Source organism: Curvibacter sp. GW821-FHT09D12, from assembly GCF_059416245.1.
The window spans coordinates 312374-335380 of sequence record NZ_JBWKOU010000003.1 but is presented as its reverse complement, the minus strand read 5'-3'; the positions used below and the strand labels follow the sequence as shown (position 1 = coordinate 335380).

Annotated in this window: 22 protein-coding genes; 11 read left to right on the top strand and 11 right to left on the bottom strand. The window is 62.4% G+C overall.

Annotated elements, in window-relative coordinates; genetic code table 11:
- Positions 1 to 293: 293 nt before the first annotated feature.
- From AC07PT_RS06385 to typA, 8 genes are all read left to right on the top strand, one after another.
- Positions 294 to 821, top strand: coding sequence for a c-type cytochrome (locus tag AC07PT_RS06385; protein ID WP_494656281.1), 528 nt, complete (start codon positions 294 to 296; stop codon positions 819 to 821).
- Between the two features lie 34 nt (positions 822 to 855).
- Entirely contained in the window at positions 856 to 1269 is a 414-nt protein-coding gene (locus AC07PT_RS06380; RefSeq protein WP_494656159.1) for a thioredoxin family protein, read from the top strand.
- Positions 1270 to 1449: 180 nt separating this feature from the next.
- The gene (gene rimP / locus AC07PT_RS06375) at positions 1450 to 2043 is read left to right on the top strand and encodes a ribosome maturation factor RimP (protein WP_492349160.1); all 594 of its coding nucleotides are present in this window, start codon (positions 1450 to 1452) and stop codon (positions 2041 to 2043) included.
- A gap of 66 nt (positions 2044 to 2109) precedes the next feature.
- Positions 2110 to 3594 carry a transcription termination factor NusA gene (nusA, locus tag AC07PT_RS06370; RefSeq protein WP_492349033.1) on the top strand — a complete coding sequence of 495 codons (1485 nt, stop codon included), beginning with the start codon at positions 2110 to 2112 and terminating at the stop codon, positions 3592 to 3594.
- 24 nt (positions 3595 to 3618) lie between these two features.
- Positions 3619 to 6492, top strand: coding sequence for a translation initiation factor IF-2 (gene infB, locus AC07PT_RS06365; protein WP_492349032.1), 2874 nt, complete (start codon positions 3619 to 3621; stop codon positions 6490 to 6492).
- 27 nt (positions 6493 to 6519) lie between these two features.
- Complete coding sequence (gene rbfA, locus AC07PT_RS06360) at positions 6520 to 6891, top strand: 30S ribosome-binding factor RbfA (protein WP_492349031.1); 372 nt, start codon at positions 6520 to 6522, stop codon at positions 6889 to 6891.
- A gap of 4 nt (positions 6892 to 6895) precedes the next feature.
- On the top strand, positions 6896 to 7897 hold the full coding sequence (gene truB / locus AC07PT_RS06355; RefSeq protein WP_492349030.1) for a tRNA pseudouridine(55) synthase TruB: 1002 nt from the start codon (positions 6896 to 6898) through the stop codon (positions 7895 to 7897).
- Entirely contained in the window at positions 7894 to 9717 is a 1824-nt protein-coding gene (gene typA, locus AC07PT_RS06350; protein WP_492349029.1) for a translational GTPase TypA, read from the top strand. The genes truB and typA overlap by 4 nt, the downstream gene beginning before the upstream one ends.
- Positions 9718 to 9978: 261 nt before the next feature.
- On the opposite strand, the gene AC07PT_RS06345 is transcribed toward typA, so the two are convergent.
- From AC07PT_RS06345 to cyoA, 7 genes are all read right to left on the bottom strand, one after another.
- Positions 9979 to 10515 (bottom strand): response regulator transcription factor, encoded by a 537-nt coding sequence (locus tag AC07PT_RS06345; RefSeq protein ID WP_492349028.1) that lies wholly within the window; start codon positions 10513 to 10515, stop codon positions 9979 to 9981.
- The gene (locus AC07PT_RS06340) at positions 10505 to 11809 is read right to left on the bottom strand and encodes an ATP-binding protein (RefSeq protein ID WP_492349027.1); all 1305 of its coding nucleotides are present in this window, start codon (positions 11807 to 11809) and stop codon (positions 10505 to 10507) included. Before AC07PT_RS06340 ends, AC07PT_RS06345 begins: the two co-directional genes overlap by 11 nt.
- Before the next feature lie 65 nt (positions 11810 to 11874).
- On the bottom strand, positions 11875 to 12660 hold the full coding sequence (locus AC07PT_RS06335; RefSeq protein WP_494656158.1) for an SURF1 family protein: 786 nt from the start codon (positions 12658 to 12660) through the stop codon (positions 11875 to 11877).
- The gene (gene cyoD, locus AC07PT_RS06330; protein WP_492349025.1) at positions 12657 to 13058 is read right to left on the bottom strand and encodes a cytochrome o ubiquinol oxidase subunit IV; all 402 of its coding nucleotides are present in this window, start codon (positions 13056 to 13058) and stop codon (positions 12657 to 12659) included. Before cyoD ends, AC07PT_RS06335 begins: the two co-directional genes overlap by 4 nt.
- Entirely contained in the window at positions 13055 to 13702 is a 648-nt protein-coding gene (cyoC, locus tag AC07PT_RS06325; protein ID WP_492349024.1) for a cytochrome o ubiquinol oxidase subunit III, read from the bottom strand. Before cyoC ends, cyoD begins: the two co-directional genes overlap by 4 nt.
- Positions 13695 to 15701, bottom strand: coding sequence for a cytochrome o ubiquinol oxidase subunit I (gene cyoB, locus AC07PT_RS06320; protein ID WP_494656157.1), 2007 nt, complete (start codon positions 15699 to 15701; stop codon positions 13695 to 13697). The genes cyoC and cyoB overlap by 8 nt, the downstream gene beginning before the upstream one ends.
- A gap of 70 nt (positions 15702 to 15771) precedes the next feature.
- Positions 15772 to 16827, bottom strand: a complete 1056-nt coding sequence (gene cyoA, locus AC07PT_RS06315) for a ubiquinol oxidase subunit II (protein WP_494656156.1) — start codon at positions 16825 to 16827, stop codon at positions 15772 to 15774.
- Positions 16828 to 16996: 169 nt separating this feature from the next.
- Here cyoA and AC07PT_RS06310 point away from each other — a divergent pair, with 169 nt between their 5' ends.
- The 3 genes from AC07PT_RS06310 to AC07PT_RS06300 all read left to right on the top strand — a co-directional run bounded on the left by AC07PT_RS06310 (position 16997) and on the right by AC07PT_RS06300 (position 20490).
- Positions 16997 to 18337 carry an MFS transporter gene (locus AC07PT_RS06310; protein WP_492349021.1) on the top strand — a complete coding sequence of 447 codons (1341 nt, stop codon included), beginning with the start codon at positions 16997 to 16999 and terminating at the stop codon, positions 18335 to 18337.
- A 186-nt stretch (positions 18338 to 18523) separates the two neighbouring features.
- Positions 18524 to 19399, top strand: coding sequence for a DMT family transporter (locus AC07PT_RS06305; protein WP_492349020.1), 876 nt, complete (start codon positions 18524 to 18526; stop codon positions 19397 to 19399).
- Positions 19396 to 20490: an enoyl-CoA hydratase/isomerase family protein gene (locus AC07PT_RS06300; protein ID WP_494656155.1), complete on the top strand. Its 1095-nt coding sequence runs from the start codon at positions 19396 to 19398 to the stop codon at positions 20488 to 20490. The genes AC07PT_RS06305 and AC07PT_RS06300 overlap by 4 nt, the downstream gene beginning before the upstream one ends.
- A 23-nt stretch (positions 20491 to 20513) precedes the next feature.
- Here AC07PT_RS06300 and AC07PT_RS06295 read toward each other — a convergent pair whose 3' ends face one another.
- The 4 genes from AC07PT_RS06295 to smpB all read right to left on the bottom strand — a co-directional run bounded on the left by AC07PT_RS06295 (position 20514) and on the right by smpB (position 22940).
- Positions 20514 to 21374 (bottom strand): anti-sigma factor family protein, encoded by an 861-nt coding sequence (locus AC07PT_RS06295; RefSeq protein WP_494656154.1) that lies wholly within the window; start codon positions 21372 to 21374, stop codon positions 20514 to 20516.
- A gap of 22 nt (positions 21375 to 21396) precedes the next feature.
- The gene (locus AC07PT_RS06290) at positions 21397 to 21966 is read right to left on the bottom strand and encodes an RNA polymerase sigma factor (protein WP_494656153.1); all 570 of its coding nucleotides are present in this window, start codon (positions 21964 to 21966) and stop codon (positions 21397 to 21399) included.
- 12 nt (positions 21967 to 21978) lie between these two features.
- Complete coding sequence (locus AC07PT_RS06285) at positions 21979 to 22377, bottom strand: COG4315 family predicted lipoprotein (RefSeq protein ID WP_492349016.1); 399 nt, start codon at positions 22375 to 22377, stop codon at positions 21979 to 21981.
- A gap of 89 nt (positions 22378 to 22466) precedes the next feature.
- Entirely contained in the window at positions 22467 to 22940 is a 474-nt protein-coding gene (gene smpB, locus AC07PT_RS06280) for an SsrA-binding protein SmpB (RefSeq protein WP_492349015.1), read from the bottom strand.
- Positions 22941 to 23007 lie beyond the last annotated feature (67 nt).

Here is a 23007-nt window from a genome sequence, read left to right as displayed (position 1 = left end):
ATTTGGCTTGGCCTTACCGCACGCAATGGGCGCTGGCTTTCTGGCGCGGCTTGTATTTCCGTCCCGCAGTCTGGCAGGACCTGCCCGATCGAAGCCCGTCCTGGAACCGCGGTGCCTATCTGGTTCAGGGATTGGGTCATTGCGGTGCTTGTCATACTCCGCGAGATGCCCTGGGTGGCTATCGCCCTGGCGCTGAATTGGCGGGGTACCGTCTGCCTGGACAGGGGTGGTATGCCCCGTCACTCATGGATGTGGAGCAGGCTGGGGTGGCGGCTGGGAGGGGTGAAGAGTGGGTGAAGGTGCTCAAATCGGGCGCGGGCGCAGCTGCCGTGGTGACCGGCCCCATGGCCGAAGTCGTCTTCCGCAGTACGCAGTACCTCAGTCCGGAGGATTTGCGCGCCATGGCGTCCTATCTGGAGCTATCTTCGCAGGCGTCTGGACACTTGCCCTCGGCGGAGGGGGGGCGTGTGCATGTGCCTTCTGTCGCTGCGGCGGGTCCAGGGGGGCAGCTCTATGAGCGCCATTGTTCCTCCTGTCATGGTGAGCAGGGGCAGGGCGTCAAGGGGGCCTACCCCGCGTTGGCTGGCAATCGGGCTGTGATGATGCCGCAAACCAGCAATCTGGTGCGTACGGTGCTGGAGGGTGGGTATGGACCCAGTACGCTGGACAACCCGCGGCCGCATGGCATGCCGCCTTTTCGTCTGGTCTTGCGTGACGAAGAGGTGGCTGCTGTGTTGTCCTATGTGCGCAATGCCTGGGGAAACGCCGCGCCGCCAGTCCTGCCTCTGGATGTTCTTCGCGACGGCGGAACTGCGCATTGAAAATGCGGCCCATGGATCATGAACTTGCAAAAGTTTGCGCTACCATCCGGCCAAACTGGGGGTGTCGATGTCAGAGTGGTTTGTGGTTTGTCTCTGTGCCGGTTGGTGCGGGGTCTGCAAGGAGTATTCGGCAGGATTCCGTGCTCTTGCGGTGCGCCATCCTGAAGCTGCCTTTCATTGGGTGGACATTGAAGACGAAGCGGAGGTCATGGGCGACGTGGATGTGGAGACCTTTCCCACCTTGTTGATCGCTTGTGGCACTGAGGTGCACCACTTCGGCGCCTTGCCTCCGCAGCCCGAAGTTCTGGTGCGTTTGCTGGGTGGATTCCAGGCCGATCCGGGGCGCGTTCCGAGGACTGATGCAGAAGCAAAGGCCTTGTGGCAAAGGGTGCGCGGGGTGCTGGGCGTCGATACGGTATGCACTGATCCCGCCTCGTGCAAAAACTAAAGCTGAAACCTTTGCAAATCAACACTTTAGACGTTACAATAAGGGCTTCACGACCAAACGGGCGGGTAATTACCGCCCGTTTTTTTTGGTTAATCGTTTTTGGTGTGGTGCTTGTGCCCTGGTGTGAACCTGGCTTTTGGCGCCACTGACCACCTCTTAACAGGTTGCATCCGGATCAACGTGGCGCTACAGCAAACCGTCGAACAAACCGTAACTGGACTGGGTTATGACCTCGTGGAGATCGAGCGCTCCGCATCGGGCTTGCTACGCATCACCATTGATCTGCCCTGGTCTCCCGAAGCCGCAGCCCTGCCGCCCGTGTATGTCACGGTCGAAGATTGCGAAAAAGTCACTCGCCAACTGCAATTCGCTCTTGAAGTCGAAGATGTGGACTATCGGCGTCTCGAGGTCTCCTCTCCCGGTCTGGACAGGCCGTTGCGCAACGAACAGGATTTCGTGCGTTTTGTGGGCGAGATCATCGACATCACCTTGAAAAGCCCCATGGGCGCCGCAGCCGGTGGCCTGGTTAGCGCGAGTCGCAAGAAATTTCGCGGCACGCTGGAGCGTGTCGAATCTGCCGAAGCACCGGCCCAGTGGCAAATCGTCTGGCGTGATGAGCCGGCGGTCAAGCCTGGGCAGAAGATCAGCAAGAAGCGCGTGCCTGCGCCCTTGCAGGTGCTTGGTTTCACGCTTGATGAGCTTCGCGAAGCCCGTCTGGCGCCCATCGTCGATTTCAAAGGGCGCGCTTCCCCGCAGGAAGCGCCGTCTGCTTGAACGGGTGCTTGGCCGAGCGATCTGCCAGCACCCCCATTGCATCGTTTTGGATAGGAGAGTCGTGACATGAATCGCGAATTGTTGATGTTGGTCGAAGCCATCTCGCGCGAAAAGAATGTGGAGCGTGATGTGGTCTTTGGGGCCGTCGAATCGGCACTGGCCCAGGCTACCAAGAAGCTCTATGAGGGCGAGGTGGACATTCGCGTGGCGATTGACCGCGACACGGGCAATTACGAGACCTTCCGCCGCTGGCACGTGGTGCCCGATGAGGCCGGTCTGCAACTGCCTGACCAGGAAATCCTGCTGTTCGAAGCCAAGGAACAGATCCCTGACATCGAACTCGACGAGTACATCGAAGAGTCCGTTCCTTCGGTGCCGATCGGCCGCATTGGCGCCATGGCAGCCAAGCAGGTGATTCTCCAGAAGATCCGTGACGCCGAGCGCGAAATGCTGCTCAACGACTTCATGTCGCGTGGCGACAAGATTTTTGTCGGCACGGTCAAGCGCATGGACAAGGGCGACATCATCGTCGAGTCGGGTCGTGTCGAAGGCCGTCTGCGTCGTGGCGAGATGATCCCCAAGGAAAACCTGCGCAATGGCGACCGCGTCCGCGCCATGATCATGGAAGTCGATCTGACCCTGCGAGGTGCTCCGATCGTGTTGTCGCGTTCGGCGCCCGAATTCATGATCGAACTGTTCCGTCAGGAAGTGCCTGAAATCGAGCAAGGCCTGCTTGAGATCAAGTCTTGCGCCCGTGATGCCGGCTCCCGCGCCAAGATCGCCGTGCTGTCGCACGACAAGCGTGTCGACCCGATCGGCACCTGCGTTGGCGTGCGCGGCACCCGCGTCAATGCCGTGACCAACGAATTGGCAGGTGAACGCGTCGACATCGTGCTGTGGAGCGAAGACCCGGCTCAGTTCGTGATCGGTGCACTGGCCCCAGCCAACGTGCAGTCGATTGTGGTGGACGAAGAAAAGCACGCCATGGATGTGGTGGTGGACGAAGAGAACCTCGCCATCGCCATCGGCCGCGGTGGTCAGAACGTGCGCTTGGCCTCTGACCTGACGGGTTGGAAGATCAACATCATGGACGCAGCCGAATCGGCTCAGAAACAAGCCAATGAAACACAGGCCACGCGCCAGTTGTTCATGGAAAAGCTGGATGTCGACGAGGAAATCGCCGAGATCCTGATTTCTGAAGGCTTCACCAGCCTCGAAGAAGTGGCCTATGTGCCGATCCAGGAAATGCTGGAGATCGAAAGCTTCGACGAAGACACGGTGAATGAACTGCGTTCGCGGGCCAAGGATGCTCTGCTGACCATGGAAATCGCTCGTGAAGAGAGCGTTGACGAAGTTTCCCAGGACTTGCGTGATCTCGAGGGCCTCAGCCCCGAATTGATCGGCAAGCTGGCAGCTGGCGGGGTCCATACCCGCGACGAACTGGCGGATCTGGCGGTGGATGAACTCACCGACATCACCGGCCAGACCCCTGAAGAAGCCACGGCTTTGATCATGAAGGCACGCGAACATTGGTTCGCGGGTCAAGAGTAATGGTCATGGAGGCAAGAACCAAATATGTCAAGTACCACTGTCGCCGAGTTCGCTAACGAACTCAAGAAGTCCCCTGAAACCCTGCTCGAGCAGCTTCGCACGGCGGGCGTTTCCAAGCGCTCCTCTTCCGACAACCTGACCGAGTCCGACAAGCAGCAGCTGCTGAGTTTTCTGCAAGCAAGCCACGGCACCACGGCTGTGGATCGCAAGAAGATCACGCTCGTCAAGAAGTCGACCAGCGAAATCAAGCAAGCCGATGCCACTGGCAAGGCGCGCACCATTCAGGTGGAAGTGCGCAAGAAGCGCACCTTCATCCAGCGCGAGGAAGACGTGCGCCCTGAATCCGCCGCTGTGGTGGAGCAGGAAGTGCCGCCGACGGCCGCTGAAACCGCACACAACGCTGACCTGAGCCGCCGTGAGGAAGAAGCCCGTCGCCAGGCCGAGCAGATCCGTGATCAGGAAACCGAGCTGGCGACCAAGCGCCGTGAGCGCGAAGAGCTGGAGCGTCGTGAACGCGAAGCCGAAGAGCGTGCCGCCGCCTATGCCGCCCAGGAAGAAGCCCGTCGGGCCCAAGCCATGGCTGAGAAGGAAGTGGCCAGCAAGGAGCAGGCAGAAGCTGCCGCTGCCGTGCGTGCCGCCGCCGCTGCTGCACGTGAGAAGGCTGAGTCCGAATCCCGGGCCCGCGCTCAAGAAGAGGCCACCCGTGCCGCCGACCTGAGCGAGCGCCGCCGCAAGGCCGAGGCCGAAGCGGCCGCCATCCGTTCGATGATGGCCACTCCCAAGAAGGTTCTCGTGGCCAAGAAGCCCGAGGAGCCGAAGCCGGTGGCCAAGCCTGCTGATGCCAAGGCTGGCGTCAAGGGCACGCTGCACAAGCCTGCCGGAACACCTGGCGCTGGTGCGGGCACCCGCACGGCCAACGCACCGGCACCTGCCGCAGGCCCTGGTGGCAACAAGGAAGTCAAGTCGGCCAAGCTGTCCTCCAGCTGGGCGGGCGATCCGGCCAAGAAGAAAGAAATCAAGACCCGCGGCGACAGCAGTGGTGGCGTGGGCCGCAACAGTTGGCGCAGTGGTCCGCGTGGCCGCCGTGGCAATGACCGCGACAGCCGCGATGACCAGCAGCAGCAGGCACCGGCTGAAGCACGTGTGATCGAAGTGCACGTGCCTGAAACCATCACCGTGGCCGAACTGGCCCACAAGATGGCGGTCAAGGCCTCCGAGGTGATCAAGCACCTGATGAAGCTGGGTCAGATGGTCACCATCAACCAGCCGCTGGATCAGGACACCGCGATGATCGTGGTCGAGGAAATGGGGCACAAGGCCATCGTGGCCGCACTGGATGACCCGGAAGCCTTCACCGACGAAGACGTGGCAGCCCAGGACGCCGAACAACTGCCTCGTGCACCTGTCGTGACCGTGATGGGCCACGTCGACCACGGCAAGACCTCGCTGCTGGATTACATCCGTCGCACCAAGGTGGCCTCTGGCGAAGCCGGTGGCATCACCCAGCACATTGGCGCCTACCACGTGGAAACCCCGCGCGGCATGGTGTCCTTCCTGGACACCCCGGGCCACGAGGCCTTCACGGCCATGCGTGCCCGTGGCGCTCAGGCCACCGACATTGTCATCCTGGTGGTGGCTGCCGACGACGGCGTGATGCCGCAGACCAAGGAAGCCATCAAGCATGCCAAGGCTGCGGGTGTACCGATCGTGGTCGCCATCAACAAGATCGACAAGCCGGATGCCAACCTGGAGCGCGTGAAGAGCGAGTTGGTGGCTGAAGAAGTCGTGCCTGAAGAGTTCGGCGGCGAGTCTCCCTTTGTGCCGGTGTCGGCCAAGATGGGGACGGGCATCGATGAGTTGCTCGAACAGGTGCTGCTGCAGGCTGAAGTGTTGGAACTCAAGGCCCCGGTTGATGCCAACGCCAAGGGCCTGGTGATCGAAGCCAAGCTCGACAAGGGCCGTGGCCCCGTGGCCACCGTGCTGGTTCAGTCCGGTACGCTCAAGACGGGTGATGTGGTGCTGGCTGGCCAGACCTACGGTCGTGTGCGTGCCATGCTCGATGAAGCCGGCCGCGCCATCAAGTCGGCAGGTCCGTCGATCCCGGTTGAAATCCAGGGTCTGACCGAAGTGCCTCAGGCCGGTGATGAATTCATGGTGCTCACGGATGAACGCCGTGCCCGTGAAATCGCCACCTACCGCGCCGGCAAGTTCCGCAACACCAAGCTGGCCAAGCAACAGGCCGCCAAGCTGGAGAACATGTTCTCTGACATGTCGGCAGGCGAAGTCAAGACCTTGCCGATCATCATCAAGGCCGATGTGCAGGGTTCGCAGGAAGCCCTGGCTGCCTCGCTGCTCAAGCTCTCCACCGACGAAGTCAAGGTGCAACTGGTCTACGCCGCTGTGGGCGCGATCAGTGAATCCGACATCAACCTGGCCATCGCATCGAAGGCCATCGTGATCGGCTTCAACGTGCGTGCCGATGCCGGCGCCCGCAAGACGGCCGAAGGCAACTCGGTTGACATCCATTACTACAACATCATTTACGACGCTGTCGATGAGTTGAAGGCAGCGATGTCGGGCATGCTGACGCCGGACAAGAAGGAAGAAGTCATCGGTACGGCCGAAATCCGCACTGTGTTCGTCGCCTCCAAGATCGGCACGGTGGCTGGCTGTATGGTCACCTCTGGCATGGTCAACCGCTCGGCACGCTTCCGCCTGCTGCGCGACAACGTGGTCATCTACACTGGCGAGCTTGAGTCCCTCAAGCGCGTCAAGGACGATGTCCGCGAAGTCAAGGAAGGCTTCGAGTGCGGTATCAAGCTCAAGAACTACAACGACATCTCCGTGGGCGACCAGTTGGAGTTCTTCGAGATCAAGGAAATCGCCCGCACGCTGTGAGCGTGAGGCGACGACCCGAGCAAGACGATGGTACGCAAGGCATCCAGCACCCCTAACCGCAGCTTCAAGGTGGCCGATCAGATCCAGCGCGATCTGACCGAGCTGATCGCGCGCGAACTCAAAGATCCGCGTGTCGGCATGGTCACCCTGCAGGCTGTGGAGGTGACGCCCGACTATGCGCACGCCAAGGTGTATTTCAGTCTCCTGATTGGCGACCCGAAAGAAACCGAGGAAGCGCTGAACCAGGCCGCCGGCTTCCTGCGCAACGGCCTGTTCAAGCGTCTGCACATTCACACTGTGCCGACACTGCACTTCCACTTCGACCGCACCACCGAGCGTGCGGCCGACATGAACGCCTTGATTGCCAAGGCGGTTTCTTCTCGCGCGAAAGACGACTGACCCCATGAACGCGCCACGCACAAGGGTGCAACGGCGCCCTGTGCATGGGGTGTTGTTGCTCGACAAACCGCTCGGACTCTCGAGCAACAATGCCTTGCAGAAGGCCAAATGGCTGCTGCGCGCCGAAAAAGCGGGCCACACCGGCACGCTAGATCCTTTGGCCACCGGGGTGCTGCCGCTGTGCTTTGGTGCTGCCACCAAGTTCAGCCAACTCCATCTGGACGCCGACAAGACCTATGTGGCGGTGGCCCGCCTGGGTCAGCGCAGCAGCACGGGCGACCGTGAGGGCGAGATCATCGAGACCCGTGAGGTCGATCCCGCCTGCCTCAGCCCGGTGTCACTGGCGGCAGTCCGCCAACGCTTTCTGGGGCCGATCCGTCAGGTGCCGCCCATGCACAGCGCCCTGAAGAAAGACGGCAAGGCTTTGTACGAATATGCCCGCGAGGGCATTGATGTCGAGCGCCCGGCGCGGGATGTGACCATTTTTGAGCTGCAACTGACAGACGTTTCGGCAGAGCAGGGGTTTCCTGCGGTGCGCATCGAGGTCCGTTGCAGCAAGGGCACTTACATCCGTACCCTGGGCGAAGACATTGGCGAAGCGCTGGGTTGCGGGGCCTACCTCGTGTCCTTGCGCCGCACCGTGACGGGTGACTTCGACCAAGGCCAGTGCGTCAGCCTGGAGGCGCTGGAGGCTCTGCCCGAAGGCGAGCGCCTGGCCAGCCTGATGCCGGTACAGACCTTGCTGACGCATCACACCCGCGTCACGCTGGACAGTCAGAATGCGGGGCGATTTCTGAGCGGCATGCGCCGCCGAGGCGCCTGGGCTGATGCCCAGGCCGTGGCGGTGTTCGGTGATGAACCGCCCGCTTTGCTGGGGGTGGGCCACACGTTGGCCGGTGAGCTGATCCCGGAGCGGCTGTTGAGCCCCATCGAGATCCAACAGATTCTTGAAAACATGGAACGAACCCACGGAAGCGAAGGCAACCGTACTGAGGAAACGAAATGAGCAAACAAATTCGAAACATCGCCATCATTGCCCACGTTGACCATGGCAAAACCACCATGGTTGACCAACTGCTGCGTCAGTCGGGCACCTTCGCGGAACACGAGAAGATCGTGGACACCGTGATGGACAACAACGCCATCGAAAAAGAACGTGGCATCACGATTCTGGCCAAGAACTGCGCCGTGAGCTGGGAAGGCACCCACATCAACATCGTCGACACCCCGGGCCACGCGGACTTCGGCGGCGAAGTCGAACGTGCCCTGTCGATGGTGGACGGTGTGGTGCTGCTGATCGACGCCCAGGAAGGCCCGATGCCGCAAACCCGTTTCGTGACCAAGAAGGCCCTGGCCCTGGGCCTGCGCCCGATCCTGGTGGTGAACAAGGTCGACAAGCCCGGCGCCAACCCGGACAAGGTCGTCAACGCTGCTTTCGACCTGTTCGACAAGCTGGGCGCGACCGACGAACAACTGGACTTCCCCGTGGTGTATGCCTCGGGCATCAATGGTTGGACCTCGCTGGAAGAAGGCGTTCCGGGTGAACAATGGGGCCCCGACATGTCGGCCCTGTTCAATACCATCCTGAAGCACGTTCCGTCGCAAAAGGGTGACCCGAACGCTCCTCTGCAACTGCAAATCTCGGCATTGGACTTCTCCACCTTTGTGGGTCGCATCGGTGTGGGCCGCATCAGCCAAGGTACGCTCAAGCCCATGAGCGACGTGCTGGTCATGGAAGGTCCGGACGGCAAGGCCGTCAAGGGCCGCGTCAACCAGGTGCTGACCTTCCAGGGCCTGGACCGCGTCCAGTCCACTGAAGCCGGCCCGGGCGAAATCGTGCTGATCAACGGCATTGCCGACATCGGTATCGGCGTCACCGTGACCGACGTGAACAACCCGGCTCCGCTGCCCATGCTGAAGGTTGACGAACCGACCCTGACCATGAACTTCTGCGTCAACACCTCGCCGCTGGCCGGTCGTGAAGGCAAGTTCGTGACCAGCCGTCAGATCTGGGACCGCCTGCAAAAGGAACTGCAACACAACGTGGCCCTGCGCGTGAAGGAAACCGACGAAGAAGGTATCTTTGAAGTCATGGGTCGCGGCGAACTGCACTTGACCATTCTGCTGGAAAACATGCGTCGCGAAGGCTATGAAATGGCCGTGTCCAAGCCGCGTGTGGTGTTCCGCGACATCGACGGTGTGCGCTACGAGCCGATCGAGATGGTGACGGCCGACATCGAAGAGGGCCACCAAGGTGGCGTGATGCAAGCCCTGGGCGAGCGCAAGGGCGAGCTGGTCAACATGGAACCCGATGGCCGTGGTCGCGTCCGCCTGGAATACCGCATCCCGGCCCGTGGCCTGATCGGTTTCACCAACGAGTTCCTGAACCTGACACGCGGTTCTGGCCTGATCAGCAACATCTTCGACAGCTACGAACCCCACAAGGGTGAAATCGGTGGCCGTAAGAACGGCGTGCTGATCTCCATGGACGATGGTGAAATTTTCACCTACGCCCTGGGCAAGCTGGACGACCGTGGCCGCATGTTTGTGAAGGCCAACGACCCGGTGTACGAAGGCATGATCGTCGGTATCCACAGCCGCGACAACGATCTGGTGGTCAATGCCACCCGTACCAAGCAGTTGACCAACTTCCGCGTGAGCGGCAAGGAAGACGCCATCAAGATCACGCCCCCGATCGAACTCACGCTGGAATACGGCGTTGAATTCATCGAGGACGACGAACTGGTCGAAATCACGCCCAAGTCGGTGCGTCTGCGCAAGCGCCACCTGAAGGAACAGGACCGCAAGCGCGCCAGCCGCGCTTGAGGTGGCTGACTCAGCCCCGCCTGTGTTCATGTGACGCAGGCGGGGTTGTGAAGAGAGAAGGGGGCTTTGGGCCCCCTTTTTTGTTTTTGGAGCGGATGCCGACCTGGTGAGGTGTGCGTTTCTCGGACGGGCCGATATCGGCTCGGGGTGGTCGGCTACCTCGACACGAGCTTGATCAAGGGGCGAGTCCGTTGGGGAAACGCCCGAGGCTGGGCGGGGGGCTAAAACAGCTCATCAGAAGCCATGGCTTCGAGACGCTGCTCACTTGACCCGCTGCTTCTCCAGCTTGCGGGCCAGGGTGCGGCGGTGCATGCCCAGGCGGCGCGCCGTTTCTGAGATGTTGAAGCCCGTCTCGGCCAGGGTTTCGTGGATGCGCTCCCATTCGAGCGTTTTGATCGAGGTGGAGCGGTTGGTCAGTTCGACCTCGGTGCTGCCAGCCACATGGCCAAAAGCGGCTTCGATGTCGTCGGTATTGGAGGGCTTGGCCAGGTAGTGGCATGCGCCCAGCTTGATGGCTTCTACCGCGGTGGCAATGCTGGCAAAACCGGTCAGTACCACGATCAAGGCCTCAGGCACTTTCTGGTGCAACTGCTGCACGCAGGCCAGGCCAGTGGCATCTCCGTTGAGTTTGAGGTCGATCACGGCATAAGCCGGCTGGTGTTCTTGCAGCAGGGCCTGCATGTCGTGCAGGGTGCTGGCGTGCAAGGTGCGATAGCCACGGCGTTCGAACGATCGGCCCAGGGTGCGCGCAAAAGCGGCATCGTCTTCAACGATCAACAGCAGACGTTCAGCTTCCATGGCCGCTATTGTCGTCGAGTGTGATGGCCCGCAAAGGCAATCTCAGGGTGACAACCGCACCCCCGTCAGGGCGATTTTCGGCCCGCACCGAGCCGCCCAGGGTACGGGCCACGTTGAAGACCAGAAACAGCCCCAATCCACCGCCCTGGCGCCCTTTGGTGGACTGGTAAGGTTTGCCAATCTGGCGCAGAACCTCCACTGCAAATCCCGCGCCCCGGTCTGACACCTGCAGGGTCAGCCAGTCGTCGTCGCTCTGCGCGCTCACCTTGACCCAGCCGGGTGAGGCCTCCTGGGCGTTGTCCAGCACATTGCAGATCATCTGGCGCAAGGTGGTGTCGGCCGCCAACGGCAGGTCGGTCTTCAGCTTCATTTCAAACTCGAACTGGCCCAGTTCGCGGGTACCGCGCCATTGCGTCACCACCTGTTCGAGAAAGGCCTGCAAGGTGCTGCGTTCGGCCCCCTCACCGCGTGCCTCACCAGCCGACATCAGGATGCCGGTGACGATGGATTTGCAGCGCGCCAACTCTCCCTGCATGTCGGTCAGCTCATCCAACAGGTCGGGGTTCTGGCGGAACAAGGGCATGCGCCGCCAATCTCCGAGGATCACCGCCAGGGTCGACAGGGGTGTTCCCAGTTCATGGGCCGCTCCCGAGGCCAGCAAGCCCATGCGAATGATGTGCTCCTGCTCGGCGGCTTGCTGCCTCAGGTTGGCCAGTCGGGCATCGCGCAGGCGCAGGTTGTCCTGAATGCGGGTCATGAAGACCACCAACAGGGCGGCATTCAACATGAAGCACAGCAGCAGGCCCAACACGTAGAAGCTCGCCAAGCCCCGGTCATGGTCCAGGGGCAAGTCCAGTGGACGGGCCAACAAGGCCAGGCCTGCCACACACAGCGTGCACACCACCACCATCGCCCAGGTCGACCAAGCCTCGAGCAGCATGGCGCACAGGGCGATTTGCAGCAGGTAAAGAAAGACAAACGGGTTGGTGGTACCGCCGCTCAGGTACAGCTGCAAGGTGAGCACGGCCACATCCACGCTCAGGGCCAGCAACAGCTCATGGTTGCCCACCTCGCGCTGTTCATGCCAGCGCAGGTGGCTGGCGATGTTGAAGCCGATCAGGCAGGCCAGCACCTCCACCATCTGCGGCATGGGCAGATGGATGTCCAGCATGAGCTTGGCGACGGCAATGGTGGCAATCTGGCCCATCACTGCAAACCAGCGCAGCTGGATCAGCAGCAACATGTTGCGGTGTCCGGTCAGGTGGTCCAGCCGGGATTGCTCTTTGCTTGTCATGGGCTGCGCATCAGGGGTTGGGAGGCGGTTCATTCGGCCCGCCACACCACGGGCGCGGCGGACGGTCAGGCTGTGGCGTGCTTTTGGCGCCAGGCATAGACCAGGGCACCGGCCACCATCACGGCCAGGGCATACCAGGTCAGCGCATACACCAAGTGGTTGTTGGTGAAATTCACGACGGTCAGGCCCCCCACGGGGCGTTGGGGCTGACCGGCCTTGGCATCTTCGTTTGCGCCGGATTGTCCCAGATCGCTGGCACCTGCGTCGGCATCGATGAAATAGGGGGCCACCGTGCTCAGGCCGTGGATCTGGGCCAGAGCCTGCACATCGCGTGAGTACCAACGTTGTTCGGCGGTATCGTTGTGACGCAGGAAGCCGCCTCCAGGCTCGCTCAGCCGCAACAGGCCCTGAATCTCGATCTCGCTCGTCACGGGGTCAGCCACGGGCGCCCGGTGCTCTACAAAGCCGCGGTTGATGAACACCACCGCGCCAGTCGAGGTGCGCAAGGGGGTCAACACCCAGAAGCCGGCACCCCGCACGGTCGAGGCCTGTACCAGGCTCGTCTTGTCCGAAAGCAAGTGCCCGCGCAGGCTGACGTGGCGGTACTCATCGCTGCGGGCCGTGATTTGGGGCCATTGGCCCGGGCCGGGGGCCGGTGTGGCTGGTGCGTGCACGCGTTGTTCGACGCGCTCGATCAGGTCCAGCTTCCAGCCAAGGCGTTGCACCTGCCAGGAGCCCAGGGCCAGAAACAAGACCATCAGCAACACCCCGGCCAACAGCAGGGCCACGTGCAGTGCGCGAGAGCGCTGTCGTGGTTCTGCCGTTGATTGGGGGGTTGCCGTCAGGCTCATGGCAGGTTGCGCATCTCATGTGCCGAGGTCGGCATCATGTTGTGGTTCAGGTGGAACATCACCCAGAGCGAACCGGCCAGTGTGATCACCACCAGCATGGTGGTGAAGATCAGGGCCAGCATTGACCAGCCGCCTTCGGAACGGGTGTTCATGTGCAGGAAGTACACCATGTGAACCACAATCTGCACGGCGGCAAAGCCCAGGATCACCATGGCGGTGGTGCTGGAGCTGCCGAAGGTCTTGCCCATCACCAGCCAGAACGGGATGGCGGTCAGGATCACCGACAGGATGAAACCCGTGGCGTAGCTCTTCAGACTGCCATGGTCGTGGCCGCCATGCTCATCGTGGTCGTCGTGACCATGGCCATGATCGGCGTGGTCGTGGTGGTGTGCGCTCATGGCAGAACTCCCATCAGGTAAACGAAGGTGAAAACGCCGATCCAGACAACGTCCAAGAAGTGCCAGAACATCGACAGACATTGCAGACGGCGGCGGTTGGCGGCGTTGAGGCCGTGCTGCTTCAGCTGGAACACCAGCGTCACCAGCCACACCAGACCGAAGCTGACGTGCAGGCCGTGGGTGCCCACCAGCGTGAAGAAGGAGGACAGGAAGGCACTGCGCTGCGGGCCGGCACCTTCGTGGATCAGGTGGGCAAATTCATACAGCTCCAGGCTGATGAAGCCCGCGCCCAACACGCCGGTGACCAGCAGCCAGGCGATGGTGCTGTTCAGGCGCTTCTTCTGCATTTCCAGCATGGCAAAGCCATAGGTGATGGACGACAGCAGCAGCAGCGAGGTGTTGACCGCCACCAGGGGCAGGTCGAACAGCTCGGCGCCCGAGGGGCCGGCCGCATAGCTGCGCCCCAACACGGCGTAGGTGGCAAACAGGCAGGCAAAGATGAGGCAATCGCTCATCAGGTAGAGCCAGAAGCCCAGCAGCGTGCCGTTTTCCGGATGGTGTTCCAGCACGTAGTAGCGCGAGCTCGGGTTCGAGCCCGCCGATGCGCCGGCCAGGCCGGCAGAGGCGGTGTGTGACTTAGACATGGGCGGTGGCCAGTTGGCGGGTACGGGCGGCTTCAACACGCACGACCTCTTCGGCCGGGATGTAGTAGTCGCGCTTGTAGTTGAAGGTGTGGACGATGATGGCAGCCAGTGTGGCCACAAAGCCCAGACCGACCAGCAACCACATCTGCCAGATCAGGCCGAAGGCCGTGGCGGCACTCAGCGCAGCGATCACGAAGCCGGCGGCCGTGTTCTTGGGCATGTGGATGGCCACAAAGCCCTGCTGCGGACGCTGGTAGCCGTTTCTCTTCATGTCGTCCCAGGCATCGTTGTCATGCACCACGGGGGTGAAGGCAAAGTTGTAGTCGGGCGGCGGCGACGAAGTGGACCATTCCAGGGTACGGGCATTCCATGGGTCACCCGTGGTGTCGCGCAGTTGTTCGCGGCGCAGGTAGCTCACCACCAGCTGGATGATGAAGCTGCCGATGCCGAGGGCAATCAACACGGCACCGAAGGCGGCCACCTGGAACCAGATCTGCAGCGACGGGTCTTCGAAGTGGCTCAGACGACGGGTCACGCCCATCAGGCCCAGCACGTACAGCGGCATGAAGGCCAGGTAGAAGCCGACCAGCCAGAACCAGAACGAGCACTTGCCCCAGAACGAGTCCAGTTTGTACCCAAAGGCCTTGGGGAACCAGAAGTTGATGGCGGCAAACACGGCAAACACCACGCCGCCGATGATCACGTTGTGGAAGTGGGCGATCAGGAACAGCGAGTTGTGCAGCACGAAGTCGGCCGGGGGCACGGCCAGCAAGACGCCTGTCATGCCGCCGATCACAAAGGTCACCATGAAACCGATGGTCCACAGCATGGGCACCTCGAAGCGGATGCGACCCTTGTACATGGTGAACAGCCAGTTGAAGATCTTGGCCCCGGTCGGGATCGAGATGATCATGGTGGTGATGCCGAAGAACGAGTTCACACTCGCCCCAGAGCCCATGGTGAAGAAGTGGTGCAGCCACACCAGGTAAGACAGGATGGTGATCACCACGGTGGCGTAGACCATCGAGGTGTAGCCGAAGAGGCGCTTGCCGCAGAAGGTCGAGACGATTTCGGAATACACGCCGAAGCAAGGCAGTACCAGAATGTAGACCTCAGGGTGACCCCAGATCCAGATCAGGTTCACGTACATCATGGCGTTGCCGCCGAGGTCGTTGCTGAAGAAATTGGTGCCGACATAGCGGTCCAGCGACAGCAGGGCCAGCACGGCGGTCAGCACCGGGAAGGCTGCGACGATCAACACGTTGGTGCACAGGGCGGTCCAGGTGAACACCGGCATCTTCATCAGCGTCATGCCGGGTGCGCGCATTTTCACGATCGTGGCGATCAGGTTGACCCCCGAGAGCAGCGTGCCCACCCCCGCGATCTGCAGGGACCAGATGTAGTAATCCACCCCCACGTCCGGGCTGCCCAGGATGCCCGACAGCGGCGGGTAGGCCAGCCAGCCGGTACGGGCGAATTCGCCCACAAACAGCGAAGCCATCACCAGAACGGCGCCGAAGGTGGTCATCCAGAAGCTGAAGTTGTTCAGGAAGGGGAAGGACACGTCGCGCGCGCCGATCTGCATGGGCACGATGTAGTTCATCAGGCCCGTCACGAAAGGCATGGCCACGAAGAAGATCATGATCACGCCGTGGGCCGTGAATACCTGGTCGTAGTGGTGCGGCGGCAGGAAGCCGGCGGCGTCACCAAACGACAGGGCCTGCTGCGCACGCATCATCAGCGCGTCGGCAAAGCCGCGCAGCAGCATGATCACGCCCAAGATCATGTACATGATGCCGATGCGTTTGTGGTCGATGCTGGTGATCCAGTCGCGCCACAAGGGGCCCCAGAGGCGGAATTTGGTCAGCAAGGCCAGCACGGCCAGGCCGCCAAGCGCCACCATGATGAAGGTGGCCAGCAGAATGGGTTCGTGGAACGGGATGGCGTCCCAGGAGAGACGGCCAAAAATAAGCTTCGTCAGGTCAAGATGTTCGAGCATGGTCAGTCTCGCGGGGAAAGAGTAGGGGAGCCGTGCGCGGTCTGGCCGCAGGCGTCAGTGGCAGCTCGTGTCACAGGCCGGTGGAGGCACTGGAGGCCCCTTCTAGGTTGCTGGGGTCGTTGGGGGTGCACAGCTCGGCCTTCACGTAACGTGCGCCGCGCTGCTTCCAGCCCTGGGCTTCGCCCCGGGTGGCCACGCTGAAGTTGTTGGTGCCCATGCCGCCGGCGGCGTCAATGGCCATCATCTCGTTCATGCACATCTTGCTGCTGTCCACACAGCGGTTCAGGATGGCGTTGTAAAGGTCGGGCGCCACGCTCGCAAAGCGCTGCACGGGATCACGTTCGCTGGGTTGCTCCAGCTTCAGGTATTCGTTGCGGCCCAGGGTGCTGCCCGAGTTTTTGTTGGTCTGCACCCATTTTTCGAAGTCAGCACCGCTCAGACCGTGGAACTTGAAGTGCATGCCCGAAAAGCCCGCGCCGCTGTAGTTGGCCGAGAAGCCTTCAAATTCACCAGCCTGGTTGATCACGGCGTGCAACTGGGTCTGCATGCCCGGCATGGCGTAAATCTGACCGGCCAAGGCTGGGATGTAGAACGAGTTCATCACTGTCGAGGCCGTGATCTTGAACTGGATCGGCACGTCCACCGGCGCCGCCAGCTCGTTCACCGTGGCAATCCCTTGTTCGGGGTAAATGAACAGCCATTTCCAGTCCAGTGCCACCACTTCCACCGTCAGGGGCTTGATGTCCGAGGGCATCTCGCGCTGGGCATCCAGCCGATGCAGCGGGCGATACGGATCCAGGGTGTGGGTGCTGATCCAGGTCAGCAGGCCCAGCGCGATGATGATCAGCAGCGGCGCACCCCAGATCACCAGCTCCAGCTGGGTGGAGTGATCCCAGTCCGGTTCGTAGGCCGCGGCCTTGTTGCTCTGGCGGTAGCGCCAGGCGAACAGCAAGGTCAGCACGATCACCGGAACGATGATCAGCAGCATCAGCAAGGTGGACACCACGATCAGGTGGGCCTGCTGGGATGCGATGTCCCCCGAAGGGTTCATCACCACGGTATTGCAACCGGTCAAGAGAACTGCAGCCAGCGGCAGCAATCCCCGAAGGGGCTTGAGGAGGGTCATGCCAGGGAAAAGCAGTATGTGCTAAGGAGATTGGGTGCGGTAATCTAGCGCTGCCTGCCGTTTTTGGCGATTGGACGTTTTGTCCCAGGTCAAATGTCGGTGGGGGTTCGCTTTGGGCCTGCCCGGGCGGATGGCACAACTATTTGAGAGGCAAACTATGGTGTCCAGCATGACTCATACCCTCGGCCTTGGCGCCGAAGCAAACCTGCCGTCTCAGGACGCAGTCCGCCGCGAGGGCCACGGCGCCCACGGCAGTCCCATCGCCCCCGGAGAGATCGCCGTTGGCGTGATTGTCGGGCGAGCGTCCGAGTATTTCGATTTCTTCGTCTATGCCATCGCGTCGGTGCTGGTTTTTCCCAGCGTCTTCTTTCCGTTTGAGGGGCGGCTGGAAGGTACGCTGTATTCGTTTGTGGTGTTCTCGTTTGCCTTTGTGGCCCGCCCGGTGGGGTCGGTGCTGTTCATGGCCATTCAGCGGCACATGGGGCGTGAGGCCAAACTGACCCTGGCCTTGTTCCTGCTGGGGCTGTCGACGGCGGGCATGGCCTTTTTGCCCTCGTATGCGCAGTTGGGCATGGCTTCCATCGTGCTGCTGTCGGTGTTCCGGGTGGCGCAAGGCATTGCCCTGGGGGGCTCCTGGGATGGTCTGCCCTCCTTGTTGGCGCTGAACGCGCCGGCTGAGCGCCGGGGCTGGTATGCGATGCTCGGGCAATTGGGCGCGCCGCTGGGCTTCTTCATCGCCGCGGGCCTGTTCTCTTACCTGCTGGGCAACCTGGAGGCATCTGATTTTCTTGAGTGGGGCTGGCGTTACCCCTTCTATGTGGCATTCGCCATCAACGTGGTGGCCCTGTTTGCCCGCCTGCGTCTGGTCTCGACCAATGAATACGCCCGGCTTCTTGAAGAGCGTGAACTGCAACCCACCCGCGTGACCGAGCTGGTGCGCTCGCAAGGCCGCAACCTGATCATTGGCGCCCTGGCTGCCCTGGCCAGCTATGCGCTGTTCCACCTGGTCACGGTATTTCCACTGTCCTGGATCACCTTGTATTCCAACCGCTCCATCAGTGAGTTCCTCATGGTGCAGATGTTCGGCTCGGTGCTCGCCGCCGGGGGGGTGGTGATGTCGGGCCTGATTGCAGACCGCTTTGGGCGCCGTACCACACTGGGGACCCTGGCGGCCTTGATTGCCTTGTTCAGTGCCGCCGCGCCCACCCTCATGGGGGGTGGCCAATCGGGCCAGGATGCCTTCATCGTGACCGGCTTTTTACTGTTGGGGCTTTCTTATGGACAGGCCGCTGGTGCTGTGACCGCCAATTTCCCGGCCAAGTTCCGTTACACCGGGGCGGCGCTGACCTCTGACCTGGCCTGGCTGGTCGGCGCTGGCTTTGCGCCGCTGGTGGCTTTGGGCTTGTCGGCCCATTTTGGTCTGGCCTATGTGGGAATCTACTTGCTGTCGGGCGCCATCGGTACCTTGGCTGCGCTGAGCTTGAACCGCGCCCTGGAGATCCGCGACTGAGCGCGGCCCGATCCCGATCCTGGCTCTGACCCCGCCCCCGGCACCAATCCGGGTGGCACGGCGGCAGACGGCCCCGCGCTCGACGCGTCGGGCTGAGGATCGTGCAAAATATTCAATTTGGCCCGATGCGCCGGGTCAGTCCCCTTGTCCGGGCCCCATGAGGGGCCCGGCTTTTCTTTCTTTGTGATGCGACTTTCCCATTCCCGAGCGGTCATTCTGATGGTGGCCGTGACCCTGATGTGGTCGATTGCAGGCGTCGTGACGCGTCAACTCGACCATGCCCAGAGTTTTGAGGTCACCTTCTGGCGCAGCCTGTTCAATGTGCTGGCCTTGTTGCTGATCCTGCCTCTGGTGCAGGGGCGCGCCGTGTACGCCAACATGCGCCATGGTGGGCGGGCGCTGTGGGTATCGGGGGTGTGCTGGAGTGTGATGTTCACAGCCTTCATGGTGGCCATCATGCTGACCACGGTGGCCAACGTACTGGTCACCATGGCCTTGGGGCCCTTGTTCACGGCCTTGATTGCGCGGGTGTTTCTGGGACATCGCATCGCTACACGGACCTGGCTGGCCATCGTGGTGGCCGGGCTGGGCATCGCCTGGATGTATGGCAGCCAATTGGGCCATGCTCCCTGGGTCGGTACCCTGGTTGCTTTGTGTGTACCGCTGGCGGGTTCGATCAATTGGACCGTCGTTCAGCGCTCCCATGCCCAGGGTCACACCATCGATCTGGTGCCCTCCGTGCTGATCGGCGCATTGATTTCGGTCCTGACCACCTTGCCGCTGGCGTTTCCCTTTCAGGCCAGTGGCTCGGATCTGGGCTGGCTGGCCCTGCTGGGGGTGGTTCAGCTGGCGATTCCCTGTGTGCTGGCGGTGCGCTGCGCGCGGGTCCTGAAGGCCCCCGAGGTGGCCTTGCTGGCCCTGCTGGAGGTGATTTTCGGCATTCTGCTGGCCTGGCTTGGGGCCGGAGAGCGGCCCGCACCGCAAGTGCTGGCCGGCGGGGCTCTGGTGATCGGGGCCCTGGTATTCAACGAACTATTAGGTTGGAAGGAGCAAAACGCATGAGTATTTTCAATGGCGACGTGGTGACCGAGGTGTGTGGCCGCGTTGGTCTGATCACGCTGAACCGGCCTCGGGCGCTGAATGCGCTCTCTTTGGGCATGGTGCGTGACCTGACGGTGGCCTTGCAGGCCTGGGCGCAAGACCCGGCCGTGCTGGCTGTCGCGATCCGTGGCTGCAACAAGGAGGGCGCTTTCGGGGCGTTCTGTGCCGGTGGCGACATCCGTTTTCTGCACCAGGCCGGAACAACGGCTGATCCGGATCTGGAAGCCTTCTTCACCGAAGAGTACGCGCTCAACCACCTGATCCATGCCTACCCCAAGCCCTACATCGCCTTCATGGATGGCATCGTCATGGGTGGTGGCATGGGCATCAGCCAGGGCGGCAGCGTGCGCATCGTGACCGAGCGCACCAAGATGGCCATGCCCGAGACCAACATCGGCCTGTTCCCGGACGTGGGGGGCGGCTACTTTCTGTCGCGCTGCCCTGGCCGCGTGGGCGAATGGCTGGCCTTGACGGGGGATGCCATCGGTGCCGCGGACGCCTTGGTATATGGGCTGGCAGACCACTACCTGCCCGCAGAGCGGCAGGCCGGCCTGTGGGAGGCCCTGGCCAGCGGTGAATGGGCCACGACCGAGGCGCTGCAGGCCTTTTTGCAGACCCAATGGGTTCAGCCACCAGCGGCAGAGCAAGCCCACCGCGCTGCGGTGGACCAGCATTTCGCCCTGGCGGATGCCAGCACCATCGTGGCCTCGCTGGCGGCTTCTGGCGACGACTGGGCCCGTCACACGGCGGCCACCTTGCGCAAGCGTTCCCCTTTGATGCTGCATGTGGTGCTGGAGCAGATCCGGCGCGCCCGCAGCCTGGACCTGGCGCAAGACCTGCGCATGGAACGAGACATGGTGCACCGCTGCTTTCACCTGCGCCCTGGCCAAAGCGAGACGGTGGAGGGCATCCGTGCGCTGGCCGTGGACAAGGACCACCAGCCACGCTGGAACCCCAGCCGGGTCGAAGACGTGCCTGCGGATCTGGTGGCTCAGTTCTTCAGCAGCCCCTGGTCGGCGTCCGAGCACCCCTTGCGTGACCTGAAGGGCTGAGCCCCGAGGTCTTTGACGCGGCCTCAGAGCTGCTTGTAGACGGCCAACGCCAGGTCCAGCAAGACTTGGCGTGGCAGATCGGCCTGCAGGGCATAGCCGAAATCGCCCTCGACCCAATAGAAAGAGGGCACCGGCCCCTCCTGGCTGAAACTGAACCCCGCCAGCGGGGCGGCTCCGGCCTGAGTTTGGCCTGTCCCTGTGCCCTGCGCTGGCGATGGGGGCAGGGCACCCAGGTACAGCGTGAGCCGATGCCCTTGCCCATCCTGGTACATGAACTGGGCACGCGCACCGGTGTCGCCGGGCAGCAATCTGCCCCCGACCAGGGCATACCCTTTGGTTTGCAGGTCGGGCAGTTTGAGTGGGCGTCCCAGCCGCTTGGAGAGCCACTGCACCAGATGTTGTTGTTGGCTGGCATCCACCTCCACAGGGTGTTTCTGTTCGGGGGCATACACCGCATGGGCCACGCTGGCCTGCGCCGAGAACTGGTGGCCAGGCGCGCGATCCAGCGCCAGGTTCTGGCCAGGGGCTTGCAGGCCCCGGCTCCACCAGCCTGCACCAAACGTGAGCAACACGGCCGCGGCCATGGCAGACCATCGGGCAGCGCTGTGCCAGTGCTGCTGTCGTCTGCCGGCGCGCTCCAGCGTCGCCTGCAACACGGTGGGGATGGGTTCTTCAAGCACCTCGGCATGCAGCGCCTGCAGGGCCAGCCGATCGGCCTGCTGGGCCTGCACCTCGGCAGTCCGGGCCGGCTCGCGAGCCAGGGCCTGCCAGGCGGCGGCGCTATCGGCAGGGCCCAGGCGTTGGTCGATCAAGGCCTGCAGAACGTCATCGGGCGGCAGGTTCGGCGGCTGGCCCTGAGAGGGGTGTGGGGTGTTGTCAGGCATGGCTGGATGGGCTGTGGGGGCCTCAATGAGGCCGTTGCCGGGCAATCGGGTGCACCTTGCCCGTGGTGTCCGGCGTCTGGGCTGGTACCGCGGCCTGGGGCCGTGCCGGGGCTTCGAGCAATTCCCGCAGTCGCGCCCGGCCGCGCGACAGGCGTGACATCACGGTGCCCACAGGCACGCCGGTGATGTGCGCCACCTGTTCATAGCTGAGGTCTTCCAGGCTGACCAGCAGCAGGGTTTCCCGTTGCTCGTGTGGCAGCCGCAGCAGGCAGCGCTGCAAGTCCATGGCCTGCTCATGGCCCGAGACGGGGGCGGCCACGCGGTCCAGCGCCGAGCCGCTCAGATCGTCCTGCCCGGGGCTGTCGCTCACGATGTGCAGGGCTGGCCGGCGCAACTGGTTGATGAACACGTTGTGCATCAGCGTGAACAACCAGGCCAGCAGGTCGGTGCCGGGCAGCCACAGTCGCCACTTGCTGCAGGCTCGTTCCAGGGTGTCTTGCACCAGATCGTCGGCAGCCCAGCGGTCACCCGTCAGCGAGCGGGCATAGCGCCGCAGGCGGGGAATGTGTTCGCTGAGCGCCGTGGCATTCATGGTTTGAGACGATCAGGGGCGGGCCGTGTGCCAGACCTGATTGAAACCGTCGCCCGTGCGGTCGCCCGGCTTGCTGTCTTTGGCCCAGTGGTACAGCGGCTTGCCTTTGAAGGCCCACTGCAGTTGGCCATCATCGCGGGTGAGCACGCTGTAGTCGCCGCGGGCCTTGTCGGTGGCGCTGGCCTTCAGAGGCGGCCAGTTGGTGGCGCAAGGACCGTTGCACATCGATTTGCCTGAGCCGGCGGTGTCTCGGTCAAACACGTAAAGCGTCATGCCGCTGGGGCCCACCAGCGCATCGCCCGACACCGTGGCGGGCAGGGGAGGCGAGCTCATCGAGGCGCACCCGCCCAGCAAAGCAGTGGCCAACAGAGTGGCGACAAGCGCCGAACGCGAAAAATTCAAGGGGGTCATGGTGTTCTCCTGGGTATGCAGGGGGTCTGCAAGTGGGTGAACACGTCGCGAGCCCGGAATATTCCGTGACGCTGAAAAAAATTTCAGGGTCAGCGGTTGCGGCTCTTCATGGCCCGCTCCACCTCACGCTTGCCCTCGCGGTCCTTGATGGTGTCGCGCTTGTCGTGCTCGGCCTTGCCCTTGGCCAGAGCCACTTCGCACTTGATCTTGCCGTTCTTCCAATGCAGGTTGATCGGCACCAGGGTGTAGCCTTTTTGTTCCACCTTGCCGATCAGGCGCTTGATTTCGTCTTTCTTCATCAGCAGCTTTTTGGTGCGGATGGAGTCCGGGCTGACGTGGGTGGAGGCTGATCTCAGCGGGTTGATCATGCAGCCCAGCACATACAGCTCGCCATCACGGATCACGACATAGCCGTCGGTGAGCTGGACTTTGCCTTCGCGGGCGGCCTTGACCTCCCAGCCTTGCAGCACCATGCCCGCCTCGAAGCGCTCTTCGAAGAAATAATTGAACGCGGCCTTCTTGTTGTCGGCAATGCGGGTAGAGGTTTCGGGTTTTTTCGCCATGGTGTCCAGATGGGGCGGCAACAAGAGATTGAAAGAGCCGGGCCATCCCGACCCTGCCATCGCCGCG